This is a genomic window from Trueperella pecoris (assembly GCF_014926385.1).
GTDB classification, from domain to species: domain Bacteria; phylum Actinomycetota; class Actinomycetes; order Actinomycetales; family Actinomycetaceae; genus Trueperella; species Trueperella pecoris.
In genome coordinates this window covers 962,192-978,828 of sequence record NZ_CP053291.1, presented here as the reverse complement: position 1 = coordinate 978,828, position 16,637 = coordinate 962,192, and the positions used below count along the sequence as shown (strand labels likewise).

The 16,637-nt window shown below is 60.9% G+C and carries 13 protein-coding genes; 3 read left to right on the top strand and 10 right to left on the bottom strand.

Features of this window, described 5'->3' with window-relative positions:
- Positions 1 to 102: 102 nt before the first annotated feature.
- The 5 genes from whiA to uvrA all read right to left on the bottom strand — a co-directional run bounded on the left by whiA (position 103) and on the right by uvrA (position 7,919).
- Positions 103 to 1,083: a DNA-binding protein WhiA gene (gene whiA / locus HLG82_RS04695; protein WP_193327539.1), complete on the bottom strand. Its 981-nt coding sequence runs from the start codon at positions 1,081 to 1,083 to the stop codon at positions 103 to 105.
- 64 nt (positions 1,084 to 1,147) lie between these two features.
- Positions 1,148 to 2,095 (bottom strand): gluconeogenesis factor YvcK family protein, encoded by a 948-nt coding sequence (locus HLG82_RS04690; protein WP_193327538.1) that lies wholly within the window; start codon positions 2,093 to 2,095, stop codon positions 1,148 to 1,150.
- Positions 2,092 to 3,048, bottom strand: a complete 957-nt coding sequence (gene rapZ, locus HLG82_RS04685) for an RNase adapter RapZ (protein WP_193327537.1) — start codon at positions 3,046 to 3,048, stop codon at positions 2,092 to 2,094. Before rapZ ends, HLG82_RS04690 begins: the two co-directional genes overlap by 4 nt.
- 5 nt (positions 3,049 to 3,053) lie before the next feature.
- Positions 3,054 to 5,051, bottom strand: coding sequence for an excinuclease ABC subunit UvrC (gene uvrC / locus HLG82_RS04680; protein ID WP_193327536.1), 1,998 nt, complete (start codon positions 5,049 to 5,051; stop codon positions 3,054 to 3,056).
- Positions 5,052 to 7,919, bottom strand: coding sequence for an excinuclease ABC subunit UvrA (gene uvrA / locus HLG82_RS04675; protein WP_193327535.1), 2,868 nt, complete (start codon positions 7,917 to 7,919; stop codon positions 5,052 to 5,054).
- Positions 7,920 to 8,003: 84 nt separating this feature from the next.
- On the opposite strand from uvrA, the gene HLG82_RS04670 reads away from it, so the two are divergent.
- Complete coding sequence (locus tag HLG82_RS04670) at positions 8,004 to 8,279, top strand: YciI family protein (protein ID WP_193327534.1); 276 nt, start codon at positions 8,004 to 8,006, stop codon at positions 8,277 to 8,279.
- A gap of 1 nt (position 8,280) precedes the next feature.
- Positions 8,281 to 9,222 carry a bile acid:sodium symporter family protein gene (locus tag HLG82_RS04665; RefSeq protein WP_193327533.1) on the top strand — a complete coding sequence of 314 codons (942 nt, stop codon included), beginning with the start codon at positions 8,281 to 8,283 and terminating at the stop codon, positions 9,220 to 9,222.
- Here the strand turns inward: HLG82_RS04665 and HLG82_RS04660 are convergent.
- The 5 genes from HLG82_RS04660 to rpsA form a co-directional block, all read right to left on the bottom strand.
- A complete protein-coding gene (locus HLG82_RS04660) occupies positions 9,219 to 10,268 on the bottom strand; it encodes a TerC/Alx family metal homeostasis membrane protein (protein ID WP_193327723.1) in 1,050 nt (349 codons plus the stop codon). The genes HLG82_RS04665 and HLG82_RS04660 overlap by 4 nt on opposite strands.
- Before the next feature lie 226 nt (positions 10,269 to 10,494).
- Complete coding sequence (gene uvrB / locus HLG82_RS04655; RefSeq protein ID WP_193327532.1) at positions 10,495 to 12,543, bottom strand: excinuclease ABC subunit UvrB; 2,049 nt, start codon at positions 12,541 to 12,543, stop codon at positions 10,495 to 10,497.
- A 40-nt stretch (positions 12,544 to 12,583) separates the two neighbouring features.
- Positions 12,584 to 13,444 carry a dephospho-CoA kinase gene (gene coaE, locus HLG82_RS04650; RefSeq protein ID WP_193327531.1) on the bottom strand — a complete coding sequence of 287 codons (861 nt, stop codon included), beginning with the start codon at positions 13,442 to 13,444 and terminating at the stop codon, positions 12,584 to 12,586.
- The gene (locus HLG82_RS04645) at positions 13,438 to 13,995 is read right to left on the bottom strand and encodes a pyroglutamyl-peptidase I (RefSeq protein ID WP_193327530.1); all 558 of its coding nucleotides are present in this window, start codon (positions 13,993 to 13,995) and stop codon (positions 13,438 to 13,440) included. The genes coaE and HLG82_RS04645 overlap by 7 nt, the downstream gene beginning before the upstream one ends.
- Before the next feature lie 229 nt (positions 13,996 to 14,224).
- Entirely contained in the window at positions 14,225 to 15,691 is a 1,467-nt protein-coding gene (rpsA, locus tag HLG82_RS04640) for a 30S ribosomal protein S1 (protein ID WP_193327529.1), read from the bottom strand.
- 148 nt (positions 15,692 to 15,839) lie between these two features.
- Here rpsA and HLG82_RS04635 point away from each other — a divergent pair, with 148 nt between their 5' ends.
- On the top strand, positions 15,840 to 16,634 hold the full coding sequence (locus HLG82_RS04635) for a class I SAM-dependent methyltransferase (RefSeq protein ID WP_193327528.1): 795 nt from the start codon (positions 15,840 to 15,842) through the stop codon (positions 16,632 to 16,634).
- Positions 16,635 to 16,637 lie beyond the last annotated feature (3 nt).

The window sequence follows — 16,637 nt, the reverse complement described above, 5'->3', positions numbered from 1 at the left end:
GGGACCAAAGACGTTTTCAGTTTCCTCTTTCACACTGAGCTGACAAAGTGGCGCGTGTCCACGACGCCGTCGTCACGAGTTTCGCCCAGACCTGCGGGTAACTTAGGAACGCCGCTGAGCGTCCGCGACCGCATCCATGGTGTCGGGAATGCGCAGTTCAGCCGCGCGCTTATCGGCCATCGTGTTGAGCCGACGCAAACGACCCGCCACGGCGTCCTTCGTCGCGGGAGGGTTCAAACGGTCTCCGAGCATATTGAGCGAATCCTCCGGATACTGGATACGGAAGCTTCCAACCTCGCGAAGATTTGCAGGAACATCCTCACCCAAAATCTCAAAGGCGCGCCTGACACGGATGACGGCCACGACCGCCGCATCCGCCGAGCGCCGCATATTGGCGTCATCAAAGTTCGCCAGCCGATTGGCCTGGCCGTGGACCTCGCGCTCGGTGCGCAGATCCTCCCACCGCAACACCGCATCATTGGCGCCCATGCGCGTAAGCATGTCAGAAATGCCGTCACCCTCGCGAATGTCAACACGGAAAGCGCCGCGCGCCTCGCGGGCGCGATAAGGAATCTCCATCCGGCGCGCCAAGCCACCGATGCCGTACGCGGCCTCCAGCGACGGGCACGTCAGCTCCAGCGAGGCGTTACGGCCCGGCTCCATGAGCGTACCCCGAGCCAGAAAAGCTCCCCGCCACGCTGCGGCCGCATCGGCCTTCGTTCCGCCCACAATCTGGGGCGGCAGGCCGCGCACGGGCCGCCCATGCGGGTCAAGCAGGCCAATTCGCCGAGCGATACGCTCGCCGTTTTGACTGATCCGCACAACATAGGTGTTGCCCGCACGCCCAGGATTCTTGACCACAACTAAATCGGCGTCCACAGAAAAGAGGCGCTTGATGAGCTCGCACAGGTGACGCGCCGCGCCCGGGTGGTCAAGCTCAGACTGAAGACTGACCAGGCCTCCATTGATCTGCAATCCGCCACCGAAGCGGAACATTACAGAGACCTCGGCGGTCATTGACGACGCCACCCGCGGGTACACCGCAGAAAGCTCGTCTTTTACCGTTTTGGTCAGGGCGGGCATGTTTCCTCCAATGGCAGATGTGTCCAGCAAGTGCTGCGGCAAGCAAGCCTACCGCGTTTCGAGCTTAGCGGGAACTGAGCATCTCACGAAGCGCTGAGGCAAGGAAAAGGGCGTCGTGAAGGGCAGGATCCGAGCGGTCCGCCAAGGGGCGTGCCAACACCTCAGCTCCGCATTCTCGCGCCGCTACCTGCAGATCCTCCCAATCGGCAGGCGAGTTTTCGTCGATCAGAATCGAGTCGAGTGTGAGACTCGGCGCATGCTCATGGAAGGAGCGGACGTGGTCACTGGGCGAAAGGGTGCGCGTCTCGGCGTCGGGAACAAGATTGATTGCAAGCGCGCGCTTGGCCCGCGTCGAAATCAGCGCCTCATACAGCTCGGGAACCAACAAATGCGGAATGACCGAGGTAAACCAGGATCCGGGCCCGAAGATTACCCAGTCGGCGTCGTTGATCGCGTCGATAGCCTGCGGAACCGCCGGCGGATTGGACGGAATGATGCGCACCTGCTTGATATCGGCATGGCAGGTGGCAACCCCGACCTGGCCCGAGATCGTGTGCTCCCCCACACTGTCGACGACGTCGGCCTCGATACGCAGCGGCGTAGCGGCCATCGGCAGGACCCGGCCCTTCGTGTCGAGCAGACGCCCGACAAGGTCAAGCCCGCCCACTGAATCCCCAAGCAGATCCCACACGCCCGTCATTAAGAGGTTGCCCAGCGAGTGCCCATTGAGCGGCCCGTCGGAGGAAAAGCGATACTGAAGCACGTCTCGCCAGGTCAGGCCCCACTCGCCGTCGTCGCACAGGGCGGACAGGGCCATCCTCAGATCGCCGGGCGGGAGGATATCGAACTCTTGACGCAGGCGCCCCGAGCTACCGCCGTCGTCGGCAACAGTGACAATCGCGGTAATATTGCGCGTCAGCAGACGCAAAGCGCTTAACGTGGCGTACAGGCCGTGCCCGCCGCCAAGCGCAACGACTTTACGACCACGCGCGCCACCTTCACCGGCAATCATTCTCGCCCTAAATCGCGATGGTAGACGCGCACCGAGTGGCCGCGCCCGCGCATGAGTTCCGCAAGCTTTTCGGCCATCGCCACGGAACGGTGTTTGCCACCCGTGCAGCCAATAGCAATCGTGACATACGGCTTGAGCTCGTGCTTATAGCCCTCGAGGATCGGATCAAGGAGCGCCGCATACCCCTCGATGAACTCCTCCGCGCCATCGATATTCAAAACAAAGTCTGATACCGGCTTGTCCTTGCCGGTCAAATGGCGAAGCTCCGTGACCCAGTACGGGTTCGGCAGGAACCGCACGTCGGCCACATGGTCGGCGTCGAGAGGCAAGCCGTACTTGAAACCGAAGGACATGGTCGTCAGGTGCAGATCGTCCTCCCCCGCCTTTTGCAGATTCTGGCGAATCTTACGCGAGAGGTCGTGGACGGAGAGCGTCGAGGTATCGATATAGATATCCGCGCGCCTGCGAAGCTGGGACAACACCTCGCGTTCGAGCCGGATGCCCTCGAGCAAACGCCCATCGCCCTGAAGCGGATGTGGGCGGCGCACCGATTCGTAGCGGCGCACCAGCACCTCATCCGAGGCGTCGAGGAACATGATGCGGTAATCGAGCTTGCGTTCCTGGAGTTGATCGAGAATCTGGACGAACTCTTGGAAATACTCACGCGAACGCACGTCCACGACAGCCGCCAAGCGCCGCACAGACTGCCCGTCGATGGGTGACATGAGCCCGGCAAGGGCGCTGAGCAACCGGGGAGGAAGATTGTCGACGACGTACCAGCCGATATCTTCTAAGGTCGCCGCGGCGCGAGAGCGGCCAGCACCTGACATGCCCGTGATGATGAGGATTTCCGGGACCTGCGTGCTCGGAAGCTCCGCCTCACGATCCAGTTCGGGCACGATCGAGGGGATCTTACCAGTGTCGTTGATGTTCTCGTGCGAGATCTTTTCCATGTGATCTATGGTGCCAGTTTTTCGTCTAACTTTCCTGCAAAGTGTTCGCGGATCGTACGCGCCAAGGCGGGGCCGATTCCCGGGGCGGCCTGCAGTTCTTCCTCGCTGGCAGCCTTGATACAGGCGACTGATTTGAAGTGTTTGATGAGCGCTGCCTGCTTGGCCGGGCCGAGCCCCGCGATCTCGTCGAGTGCCGAGCGGGTCATCGCCCGCGAACGCTTCTTGCGATGGAAGGTGATGGCGAAGCGATGGGACTCGTCGCGCAGATGTTGGAGCAGGCGTAGCGCTGGTGAGGACCGCGAGAGGATGAGAGGGAAAGGCTCACCCGGAACCCATACCTCCTCCAAGCGTTTAGCGAGCCCGATGATCTGCACGTGCGCCCCCAGTTCCTCGACGACACGCTGGGCAGCGTTGACCTGCGGCAATCCCCCGTCGACGACGATAAGATCCGGCCGGTAGGCAAAGCGCGGCTTAGTCTTGCCCGGCGGGGGCTCGGAGGGGTCGTCGTCGGAGGCGTCGGCGGCGTTCGCTGTTTGAGCGAGTCTGGATAAACGACGCCGAAGCACCTCATCCATGGCGGCCGTGTCGTCACGCGCGCCCTGGCCGTCCTCGCCCCGGACGATGAAGTGACGATAGTCTGACTTCTTCGCTAGGCCGTCTTCGAAAACCACCATGGAACCGACCTGGTTCGTTCCTTGGGTATGCGAAATGTCGTACCCTTCGATGCGAAGCGGAGCACGTTCAAGGCCAAGGCCCTCGCGAAGCTCCTCGAGAGCCTGCGAACGCTCAGTGATATCCCCCGCGCGCGCCAGCTTATGGCGCTGCAGGGCTTGCTTTGCGTTGGTCTCGACCGTCTCCATCAGCGCCGCCTTCGCGCCGCGTTGAGGCACCTTGATGGACACCTTCGCCCCGCGCAGCCCCGCCAGCCAGGACCGGAGCGTGTCGGCGTCGTCGGGCAGCGTTGGCACCCAAATCTCTCGCGGAAGCGCGCCCGCGGATGTGTGCTCGACGTCGTCGACTGAGGTGGCGCGTGTCTTCGCCGATTTCCCACCGGCACGCTCCTTGTCCGAAAAACGGCCATAGACCTGTACCAAGAGCTGGTTCATGAGGCCGGTGGCGCCTTCGTCCTCGATCGTCGAAATCCAGCCCTGCTGACCACGGATACGGCCACCGCGGACGTAAAACACCTGCACCGAGGCCTCCAATTCGTCGAAGGTGAGTCCGAAGACGTCGGCGTCCACGTCAGAATCAAGCACCACCGTGTTCCGTTCGGCCACGACCTCGAGGGCGTGAATGTCGTCGCGCAACCGCGCCGCGCGCTCGAAATCCAGATCGGCCGAGGCGGCGGCCATCTCGCGCTTCTTTTCCCGAATGAGTTCTTCGCCGCTACCGTCGAGGAAGCGAACCAGAGCCCGCGCGATGTCCCGATGCTCGTCCTCGCTCACCCTTCCGATACACGGCGCAGAGCACTTGTCGATGTACCCCAGCAGGCAAGCCCGACCGGAGCGCTCGGCGTTGCGGAAGACCCCCGCCGTGCACGAACGCATGGGAAAGACCCGAAGAAGCTGATCGAGCGAATCACGCACCGCCCACACCTTGGTGTAGGGCCCGTAATAGCGGTTTCCCCGGCGATGTGCGTTGCGCGTGACCATCGCGCGCGGAAACTTCTCCGTCAAGGTTACGGCGAGGTAGGGATAGGACTTGTCGTCGCGGTACATGACGTTGAACCGCGGCGCGAACTCCTTGATCCACGAGTACTCCAGCGTGAGAGCCTCGATCTCCGATCCGACCACGACCCATTGGACACGCGCCGCCGTGAACACCATCTGCCGGGTTCGCGGATGCAACAAGACCGGATCCTGGAAGTAGTTCTGTAGGCGCTGGCGTAGGTTCTTTGCCTTGCCCACATAGATGACCCGCTCGTCAGGGTCAATAAACCGGTAGACGCCCGGGTCGGTGGGAATGTCGCCTGTCTTGGGACGATAGCTCTCCGGATTGGCCATTTATTTCAGCGTTCCCGCCTTTTCCAAAATCGGCTTGAGGTACCGACCTGTGTAGGACTCCTCGACGCGGGCGACATCCTCGGGGGTGCCCTCCGCGACGAGCGTGCCCCCGCCTTTACCGCCTTCGGGGCCAAGATCGATCACCCAGTCGGCCGACTTGATGACATCGAGGTTGTGCTCAATGACGATGATCGTGTTTCCCTTGTCGGCGAGCTCTTGCAAGACGCCGAGAAGCTTGCGTACGTCTTCGAAGTGGAGGCCGGTAGTGGGCTCGTCGAGCATGTACACGGTCCGGCCGGTCGAACGCCGGTGTAGCTCGGAGGCGAGCTTGACGCGCTGGGCCTCGCCGCCGGACAGCGTCGTGGCGGGTTGACCAAGCTTGATGTAGCCTAGCCCGACATTTTCCAAGACCTCGAGATACTTGGTAATGCGCCTAACCGAGCCGAAGAACTCCCGTGCCTGGGAGATCGTCATATCGAGAACCTCGGCCACGTTTTTGCCTTTGTAATGGACCTCAAGGGTTTCCCTGTTGTACCGGGTTCCGTGGCAGACCTCGCAGGGAACGTACACATCCGGAAGGAAGTTCATCTCGATCTTGAGCGTGCCGTCGCCAGAACACGATTCGCACCGTCCGCCCTTAACGTTGAAGGAGAAACGCCCGGGGCCGTAGCCGCGTACCTTGGCTTCTTCGGTTTCCGCAAACAGCTTACGAATCGGGTCCCACATCCCGGTGTACGTGGCGGGGTTTGAGCGCGGCGTGCGCCCGATGGGCGACTGATCGACGTGCACCACCTTGTCCAGCTCGTCGAGTCCTTTCACCTTCGTGTGCTTGCCCGGCAAGGATTGTGCGCGGTTGAGTTTGTTGGCCAGCACCCGGTAAAGGATCGTGTTGACCAGCGAGGACTTGCCCGAACCGGACACGCCCGTCACCGCTGTCATGACGCCGATCGGAAACTTGACGTCAATGTCCTTCAGGTTGTTTTCGCGCGCACCGGTCACCTCGATTTGCTTCGTCTTATACACACGACGACGCCGCGCCGGTACCTCGATCTTCTCCCGGCCCTGTAGGTAGGCACCCGTCAGCGACTCCTCGCACTCGAGCAGGCCGGCAGGCTCGCCCGAATAGACGACATTGCCACCGTGCTCGCCAGCACGCGGCCCGATGTCCACCACCCAGTCCGCGGCACGGATTGTATCCTCATCGTGCTCGACGACGATGAGGGTATTGCCCAGATCGCGCAGGCGCAGCAGCGCCGAGAGCAGCTTCTCATTATCACGCTGGTGAAGGCCGATGGACGGCTCGTCGAGCACGTAGAGAACACCGACGAGCCCGGCACCGATTTGGGTGGCCAGGCGAATGCGCTGCGCCTCTCCACCGGAGAGCGAACCGGCAGAACGTGCCATCGTCAGATAGTCGAGGCCGACGGTGACGAGGAAGGTCAGGCGTTCGATGATCTCCTTGAGCACGGCGTCGGCAATCTTCTTTTCCCGCTCGCCGAGCTCAAGATTCTTCAGGTACTCAAGCGCGTCACCGATCGAGAGCTCGGTCAGCTCGAAGATGTTGAGATCACCGACACGGACCGCTAGGACCTCGGGGCGGAGCCTGGCTCCCCCACACGTCTGGCACGTCACTTCGCGCATGAAGCCCTGATAGCGTTCCCGCGACCATTCCGAGCTCGTCTCGTCATGCTTACGCTTGACGAAATGCAAAACGCCCTCAAAGCCCGTCGAATAGACCTTCTCCCGGCCCCACCGGTTGCGGTACTTCATCTTGACCTTGTAATCCATGCCGTGCAGGATCGCTTCGCGAACATTCTGCGGCAGGTCCTTCCACTGGGTGTGGATGTCAAAGCCGAGCTCCTCGCCTAGTCCCTCCAGCTGACGCATGTGATAGTCACGCGCCGGGCCCGATGCGGTGGTCGACCACGGGATGATGGCGCCCTCGTCAATGGTGAGCTCCTCGTCCCCAATTACGAGGTCCTCTGAGACCTGCACGGTGTATCCGATGCCGTCGCAATCCGGGCACGAGCCGTAGGGCGCGTTGAAAGAGAATGTGCGCGGCTCAATCTCTTCGATTTCAAGCTCGTGTTCGTTCGGGCAGGAGCGGAATTCGGAGAACTTGCGCTCGCGGACCGGATCGTCGGCGTCCAGATCGACGAAATCGACGATGAGACGCCCGTCGGCGAGGCGCAACGCGGTCTCCACCGAATCGTTGAGGCGTGAGCGAATGCCGTCGCGTATCGCAAGGCGGTCAACGACGACGTCGATGTCGTGCTTCTTCGTCTTGGCAAGGGCCGGGGGCTCGCTCAGACGCACGAGTTCGCCGTCGACCCGCGCACGCGAATATCCATCGGCGCTCAGCGTGCGCAAAACGTCGGTGTGCTCGCCCTTGCGTCCGCGAATAACCGGCGCAAGTATCTGGAAACGCGTCCCCTCCTCGAGCTGGATGAGCCGATCGACGATCTTTTCGGCGCTCTGGGCCTCGATGCGCTCGCCGCAGACAGGACAGTACTGCGTGCCTGCTCGCGCAAACAGAAGACGCAAGTAGTCGTAGACTTCGGTAATCGTGCCCACTGTCGAGCGCGGGTTACGGTTCGTCGACTTTTGGTCGATGGAGACCGCGGGCGAGAGTCCTTCGATGAAGTCCACATCGGGCTTGTCCATTTGTCCGAGGAACTGGCGGGCATACGCCGACAGCGACTCGACGTATCGGCGTTGGCCCTCTGCGAAGATCGTGTCAAAGGCAAGGGATGACTTGCCCGAGCCCGACAGCCCCGTAAAGACCGCCATCTTGTCACGCGGAATATCGAGCGTGACGTTGCGGAGGTTGTGTTCGCGGGCGCCCTGAATATGTATCTGTTCGTGCACGGGGACAGTCTAGACAATGGCGCGAACACAAATCGAACGCTTGTTTGACGTTTCAGCCACAGGCCGATGAACTAGAATGGGCTCATGGCTATTTACGCAGTTCGATACACCTACAATCACGAAACCGAGCGCCAAGCCGAGGTTCGCCCGGCCCACCGCGTCTTCCTCAAGACCCTCCTGGACGAAGGAGTCCTCCTTGCCTCGGGTCCGCTCGAAGGCGGCCAGGCGCTCATCATCATCAGGGCTGACGACGCCGTCGCCGCCCTTGGCATCCTCGAAGGCGATCCCATGAACACCGAGTCGCTCATTGATTCACGCGAGGCGCTTCAATGGACTGCCGTCTACGGCCCCTGGGCATAGGATGAGGCGGTTTCGGCCGGACTTCCTGCTCACGGGCATCGTCCTGGCCCTCATCTTGGGACTCACGGTGCCCGTGCAGCCGGGCCGACTAGAGACTCTCTCGAGAATCGCCGACATCGGCGTGGGCATGGTCTTCCTCGTCTATGGAATGCGCCTGCGTACAAGCGACGTACTCGATGGCCTGCGCAACATCAGTTTGCAAGCCTCGGTTCTGGCGGCCACGTACGTCATCTTTCCGCTCCTCGGCCTCTTTTTCTACTGGTCAGCGGGCCCGCTGATTGGCTCTGCCTTCGCCACCGGTCTCCTCTACCTGAGCCTGCTGCCTTCCACGGTTCAGTCCTCGGTCACATTCGTCTCGATCGCACGCGGAGACGTCGCAGCCGCGGTCTGCTCCGCCACGATCTCCAACATCGTGGGCATGTTCATCACCCCTGCCCTCGTGCTGGCCTTCATGAATCTCGACGACGCCCACACCGGCGGCGTTCAATCGGTGCTTCTCAAATTGCTGTTGCCGTTCGTCGTCGGGCAATTGTTGCAACCCGTGGTCGAGAACTGGGTCAGGGCACATCGAGCCATCACCAAGTACACAGACAATGCTGCCATCATCTTGGTGGTCTTCGTTGCCGTCGAGAAGGCCACAAGCGAGGGCGCGTGGAGCTCGGTGACGCTTGGGAGTTTCATCCTTCTGCTCGTCGTGCTGATGATCTTCCTCGCCATCATGTTGTCACTGACCTGGCATGCCAGCGGGCGCCTGGGGTTTGCCCGCGCTCAGCGAATCGTGCTACTCATGTGCGGGTCGAAGAAGTCGCTCGCCACGGGGCTACCAATGGCGAAAGCGCTCTTCGATCCTACAATCGTTGGGGCCGTGGCCGTGCCCGTCATTATTTTCCATCAGGTTCAGCTGATGGCCTGCGCAGTTATCGCGCGCAGACTCGCCGACTAGTCGCCGATACTCGGCTTGTGTTCCTCGAGGGGTTCGATCTTCGCCACACGGTCCGCAGGCGTTTTCAAATTCTCATACTTGCGCGAGCCATAAACCGATGCGGCGACCGTGATGAGGATCGTACCGAGAATCACCCCGACAGAGACGCCGATCGAGGGTTCGGGGATGAACATGAGCATGTCGTAGCCATGGAAGGCGTGGACAAGGAGCTTGAGCGCGATGAAGCCGAGGATGACGGCCAACCCATAGTGGAGGTAGATCAGACGCTCGAGCAGGCCGTCGACGAGAAAGAACAGCTGACGCAAGCCCAACAGGGCAAACGCGTTCGCAGCGAAGACAATGAAAGGCTCCTTCGTCAGGCCAAAGATCGCCGGAATCGAATCGAGGGCGAACATCAGGTCGATCGTGCCGATGGAGACGATGCACAGCATTAGCGGCGTGATCCAGGTCTTACCCTGACGGCGCAGGACCAGGCGGTCTCCCACGTACCCATCGGTGACGTTGGCGACGCGAGAGATGAGGCGGGTGACGAAGGTCGGCGAGTATTCGTCGTCGTCAAGCTCGTTCGTCTTGCGTTTACGTCCCTCTTGGATGCCGTCGATGACCTGCTTTACCGCGGTGTAGAGCATCCAGGCTCCGAATACAAAGAACACCGCGATAAACTGCTCGATGAGCTTGGCGCCAATGAGGATGAAGATCAGGCGCAAGATTAGCGCGATCACAATTCCATAGAGGAGCACCTTCTGCTGGTAGATCCGTGGAACTCGGAAGGCCGCGATGATGATGATGAAGACGAAGATGTTGTCCAGCGACAATGAATATTCGGTTAGGTAGCCCGCAAAATACTCGGTGGCGAATTGGCCCCCGTGGCGAACATAGGTCAGGACCCCGAACACGATGGCAAGCGACACGTAGAATGTGGTCCATCGTGCTGCCTCCCCGAGTGTAGGTTCATGAGCGTTTCGTACGTGGCCCACGAGGTCCACAGCAATAAGACCGACGACGATGGCGCCTAGCAGTATCCACTCCCAGGGGTCAACGTGCATCACTGACCCAACGGGAGCTGTATAAATTCCAAGAGTGGACAAGGTATGTGCCTTTCCGGTACGACGAACAAGTACCGGAGGTCTCTTCCCGCCTGAACCAGGCCACGACCCGGGCTAACGCCGTACTGACGAGTCGATATTGAGTGGGAGTACTCCCCTCCGCTGATATTAATTTTAGTGTACGGGCGGTTTTATTCCTTCCCTCCCGCCCGTGCAATGGGCTACATCATGCGTTCTCGATCTGGCGTAGCTCCTTCTTCACGTCCAAAATCTCGTCTCTCAGCCGGGCGGCCAGTTCGAACTGCAACTGCTCTGCCGCAACATGCATCTGTTCGGTTAGGTCCTCGAGCAGTTGGCGGATCTCTCGGCCGTCTTGCGGCAGGCGCTCCGCGATGGAGCTCTCGTGGCGGTAGCCGCCCTCCAGCAGTGCCTCCGTGTCGATGTCTTCGCGCGCGAGCATGTCCGTCACGTCCGAGATCTTCTTACGAAGCGGCTGCGGATCGATCCCGTGCTCTGTGTTGTATGCGATCTGCTTTTCACGACGACGATTGGTCTCGTCAATCGCCTCGCGCATATTTGGCGTGACCGAGTCGGCGTACATGTGCACCTGGCCGGACACATTTCGCGCGGCTCGCCCGATTGTCTGAATGAGGGACGTCGTGGAGCGCAAGAAGCCCTGCTTATCGGCGTCGAGAATGGCAACGAGCGAGACTTCGGGAAGGTCCAGGCCCTCGCGAAGGAGGTTGATGCCCACCAGCACGTCAAACTTGCCCATCCGCAGCTCGCGTAAGAGTTCGACGCGTCGCAGCGTGTCGACGTCGGAATGCAGGTATTCGACCTTAACACCGCGTTCGGCAAGATAGTCAGTGAGGTCCTCAGCCATTTTCTTCGTCAGTGTGGTCACGAGGACACGCTCGTCACGCTCCGTGCGCAGGCGTACTTCTTCGAGCAGGTCGTCAATCTGGCCCTTGGTTGGCTTGACGATCACCTCGGGATCGACAAGGCCAGTGGGGCGAATAATCTGTTCAACCCACCCATCGGACTTCTCCAGCTCATACTTGCCCGGCGTTGCCGACAGGTACACCGTCTGCCCAATGCGTTCAAGGAACTCGTCCCACTTCAGCGGGCGGTTGTCCATCGCTGAAGGTAGGCGGAAGCCATATTCGACGAGGGTGCGCTTTCTCGACATGTCTCCTTCGTACATCGCGCCGATCTGCGGAACGGTGACGTGGGATTCGTCAATGACCAGCACAAAATCATCTGGGAAGTAGTCCAAGAGTGTGTTAGGCGCGGTGCCCGGCCCACGCCCATCAATGTGGCGTGAATAGTTCTCAATGCCCGCACACGAGCCCAGGTTCCGCATCATTTCGAGATCGAAGGTCGTACGCATCTCGAGGCGCTGGGCCTCCAGGAGCTTGTTCTGTTCCCGTAGCTCCTCGAGGCGCTCGTCGAGTTCAACCTTGATCGACGCCATCGCGCGCTCCATGCGCTCCGGACCCGCCACGTAGTGGGAGGCGGGGAAAATGTGGGCGTGATCCGATTCACGGATGACCTTGCCCGTCAGCGGATGAAGGAGTGAAATTGAGTCGATCTCGTCGCCGAAAAACTCAATGCGTACCGCCAGTTCCTCGTAGACGGGGATAATCTCCACCGTGTCCCCACGCACCCGAAACGTGCCGCGTGTGAAGGCCATATCGTTTCGCGTGTACTGCATCGTGACGAATTTTTTCAGGAGCTGATCGCGTTCTAGGCGATCCCCCACTCGCACTTGCACCATGCGATCGACGTACTCCTGCGGCGTGCCCAAGCCATAAATACACGACACCGAGGCGACCACCACCACGTCCCTCCGCGTCAGCAGCGAGTTCGTGGCGGAGTGACGAAGCCTCTCCACCTCGTCATTAATGGAGGAATCCTTCTCAATGAAGGTATCCGACTGCGGAACGTAGGCTTCCGGCTGGTAGTAGTCGTAGTAGGAGACAAAGTATTCGACCGCGTTGTTCGGTAGCAACTCACGAAACTCTGCGGCCATCTGCGCCGCCAAGGTCTTGTTCGGTTCCAAGATGAGCGTGGGCCGCTGGATCTGTTCGATAAGCCAGGCGGTGGTGGCTGATTTTCCCGTACCGGTGGCACCGAGGAGCACGATGTCCGATTCGCCGTTATTGATCCGCTCGGCCAGTTCCGCAATAGCCTGCGGCTGATCGCCCGAGGGCGAATACTCGGAGATAACCTCGAAGGGCGCTTCTTGGCGAATGATGTCACTGATAGGTCGCATGCTTAAAGGCTAGTTCCTCCCTCCGACATTTCTGCAAAGACTATGCCGACAGGGAATCTCGCCGCTGCGCCGTCATATCTAGCGCCGGGTTGGCGAGCCGCCACCGGCCGCCCTCTTCGAACCATCCAGCGGTCAAAAGGCTCTCTTCCGGCCCATCAACTATCAACCCGCCGACTCTATGCTCGGCGTGCAGGCCGCGGTAGCGCAATCGCTCCAGGTGCACGCCAACGTCGTCATTGACGCGTAGCGCCGCATGGGAAAGTGTGCCCGCCTTCCACGCCTTGTTCATCAAGGCGTCATTAAATGGGACAATCCACTCATGCCACGCAGTCTCGGCAGCGGCGCGAACATCGGCCCGATCGGCGTCGTTGGATATCACGAGGTCGCAGATACGCCCGCGTTCCGCGTCGGTAGCTTGCGAATCAATGCGTGCCCGCGCAGCCTGCCTGCTCATCCCCCGACTGCGCGTTAAGCGCTCGATCCGAATCTCCTCGTCAGCCACGATCGACACGTTCGCCATCATCTCGAACTCGCGTCCATAACCGAAGAGCAGTGGAACGTCGTAGACGATGACGGCGGCAGGATCCTCGCTAAGAGCCGCGTCGATTTTGCCCTTGACCGCGTCCCAAATCGCTGGGTGCGTGATGACATCTAGCGCTTCCCTCTCGCGGGGATTGTCAAAAACGATAGCCGAAAGCGCCTCGCGGTCGAGCGTCCCATCGGCTTTGACGACGCCGTCGCCCCACCGCTGCTTGACCTGCTCAAGCGCGCTCCCACCCGGGCCGAGCACGGTGCGAGCCGTCCGATCGGCGTCGACGACGTGGGCACCAAGACCGGCCCAGATCGCGGCCACATGCGACTTGCCCGAGCCGATCCCTCCCGTCAGCGCGATGGTCAGCATAGGCGGTCGACCATCTCTGTCAGCAGGAACTCAACGAGCCCGGCGCCATCTTCTACAGAGAAAGCCTCCGCCGGTGGAAGGTGGAGAAAGCCGGCGCACTGTGACGTCTGGATGGCACTGAACATGACAGTGTTGCACACATACAGCCCTGCTGTACGAGATTCCCTCACGCGGTAGCCCGAGGCATTGGCGTGCTCGATCAGGCGGCGGAAAGGCAGCGTCGTCTCGAAGGCAAGCGGCGCTGACTCGTCGATACTCTCCCCCGCCGCCACGTACCCAGCGTTGTCGGGTGCCGCAGCCTCTTGCCGGTTCATCGCAAAGCGCTCCAACGTGGGCACGTCCCGGTCGGCGGCGAGCCCGAGGGCGAGGTGGACGTCGAAAGGGCCCAAAGCAAAAACGCGCTCCCGTGCGGTGGCGTATTCGACGGGTAAAATCTCCACCGAAAGCTGGGTCGGGTGGGACCACCGCTCCTCCACAAGCCGAGCAACATGCTCAGTCGGATTGTAGGAATGGGAACCGAAAGGGCCAAAGGCCGTTAACAAGATACGCACGTACCCACCCTATGGGTCTGGCCCCACTCATGACCACTTGACTGCCGGCATCTCCTGTCCTGCCCTCGCCATAGGTACGGAAAATGAGAAACTCTCACATCGAATTTGTCATTCTTGACGTAGCCACGCGGCTCCACCAATAACGACGTTCGCCCCACTCACCTATAGGGAGCGGGGCGAACGCCAGAGTTACTCACCGTGCGCGTCGGTCGACGCGCACAGCAAGCGATTAGTTGCCAGTGAGCTTCTCACGAAGGGCGGCAAGTGCCTCGTCGGACGCAAGCGTGCCGGCGGCGTCGTTGCCCGACGAGTAGGAAGCCGGTGCCGGTTCGGCCGGAGCGGAAGTATCGCCCGCTGCGGCGGCCTCGGCGTCTGCCTCCATGTGAGCCAAAACCTGCTTCTTGTGTGCGGTCCAGCGCTCCTCGGCCTTCGCGTACTCGGCCTCCCACGCAGCCTGGTTCTCCTCGAAGCCCTCAAGCCACTCGTTCGCCTCGGGGTCGAAGCCCTCCGGGTACTTGTAGTTGCCCTCGTCGTCGTATTCGGCGGTCATGCCGTACAGCGACGGATCGAAGTCCTCCGAGTGCGGATCCACGCCCTCATTGGCCTGCTTGAGCGAGAGGGAGATCCGACGACGCTCGAGATCGATGTCGATGACCTTGACGAAGACCTCGTCGCCCACCTTGGCAACCTGCTCCGGAAGATCGATGTGGCGCTGGGCGAGCTCGGAGATGTGGACGAGACCCTCGATGCCGTCCTCGACGCGGACAAACGCGCCGAACGGAACGAGCTTGGTCACGCGACCCGGCACAACCTGGCCGATGCGGTGAGTGCGGGCGAAGGTCTGCCACGGATCTTCCTGGGTGGCCTTCAGCGAGAGGGATACGCGCTCGCGATCCATGTCGACGTCGAGAACCTCGACCGTGACCGGGGTACCCACTTCGACAACCTCGGACGGGTGGTCGATGTGCTTCCAAGACAGCTCGGAGACGTGCACGAGCCCGTCAACGCCACCGAGGTCAACGAACGCACCGAAGTTGACGATCGAAGAGACGACGCCTTCACGAACCTGGCCCTTCTGGAGGGTGTCGAGGAAGTGGGCGCGGATCTCGGACTGCGACTGCTCGAGCCATGCACGGCGGGAAAGAACAACGTTGTTGCGGTTCTTGTCCAGCTCAATGATCTTGGCCTGGATCTCGCGGCCAATGTAGGGCTGGAGATCGCGCACGCGACGCATTTCGACGAGCGACGCCGGCAGGAAGCCGCGCAGGCCGATGTCGAGGATCAGGCCGCCCTTGACGACCTCGATGACGGTACCGGTAACGACGCCGTCTGCTTCCTTGACTTCTTCGATCTTGTCCCAGGCGCGCTCGTACTGTGCACGCTTCTTCGACAGGAGAAGACGACCCTCCTTGTCCTCCTTCTGGAGAACGAGAGCCTCGATCTGGTCACCAACTTCGACAACATCATCGGGATCGATGTCGTGCTTGATGGAAAGTTCCTTGGAGGGGATAACACCCTCGGTCTTGTAGCCGATATCGAGCAGGACTTCGTCGCGGTCGACCTTGACTACGGTGCCTTCAACGATGTCACCGTCGTTGAAGTACTTGATGGTTTCGTCGACAGCGGCGATGAGCTCTTCTTCGGTGCCGATGTCGTTGATTGCGACCTCCGTGAAGGTCTTATTGTTGTTTGTCATAGAGTTGGTGACTCCGGATAAATTACTAGTATGGACAATGGTCATGGCTCCAGTTGGCGCCAACAGCCAAGTTTACGGGCATAAGCGCATTTGATTCAAGCGCCAAACCCCGCGATTCTGCCGGATAGCACACATAAGAAGGTCAGACATGAGTGCCGGTTTCATGCCGCTACAGCCCCACGACGACGATGGAGCCGCCAACGCCCAGTGGTGGACGGAGAATTCAGATGAGTATCTGGCTGAGCATGGCGAGGTTCTGGGAGAGGCCGACTTCGTGTGGGGCCCCGAGGGGCTACGCGAGGAAGAAGCACAGGTACTCGGATCCCCGTCCTGCCTCCAAGGCTTAAGGATTCTCGAAATTGGTTCTGGCGCCGCGCAATGTTCTCGCTATCTCGCGGGCCTGGGCCTGGACGTCACAGCCTGCGACATCTCCCCGGGCATGATCGCGGCCGCGGCTCGCCTCAACGCCGATGCTCACCTTACGTTTCCGCTCGCCGTGGCAGACGCACGGCGCCTGCCCTACGAAAACGAGAGCTTCGATGTCGTCTTCACCTCCTTCGGAGCAATCGACTTCATCGAGAACCTCGCCGAGCTTCATCGAGAAGTCCGCCGCGTCCTCGCGCCGGGCGGTCGTTGGGTCTTTTCCGCCTCACACCCCCTTAAGTGGGTGTTTGCCGATGACGCCAATTCCTTCCGCGTCAAGCGCTCGTACTGGGATCGCACGCCCTACGTCGAACGCACCGAATCGGGTGACCTCGAGTACGTCAACTTCCACCACACGCTCGCAGATCACGTCAACGCGTTGGCCGAATTCGGCTTCACGATCGAAGAAATGATCGAGCCCACGTGGCCAGCCGGCCGGACGACGGTCTGGGGCGCGTGGGGACCCGTGCGCTCTTCGCGAATCCCCGGAACGATCATCTTCGCAACCCGAGCTCGCTGACCG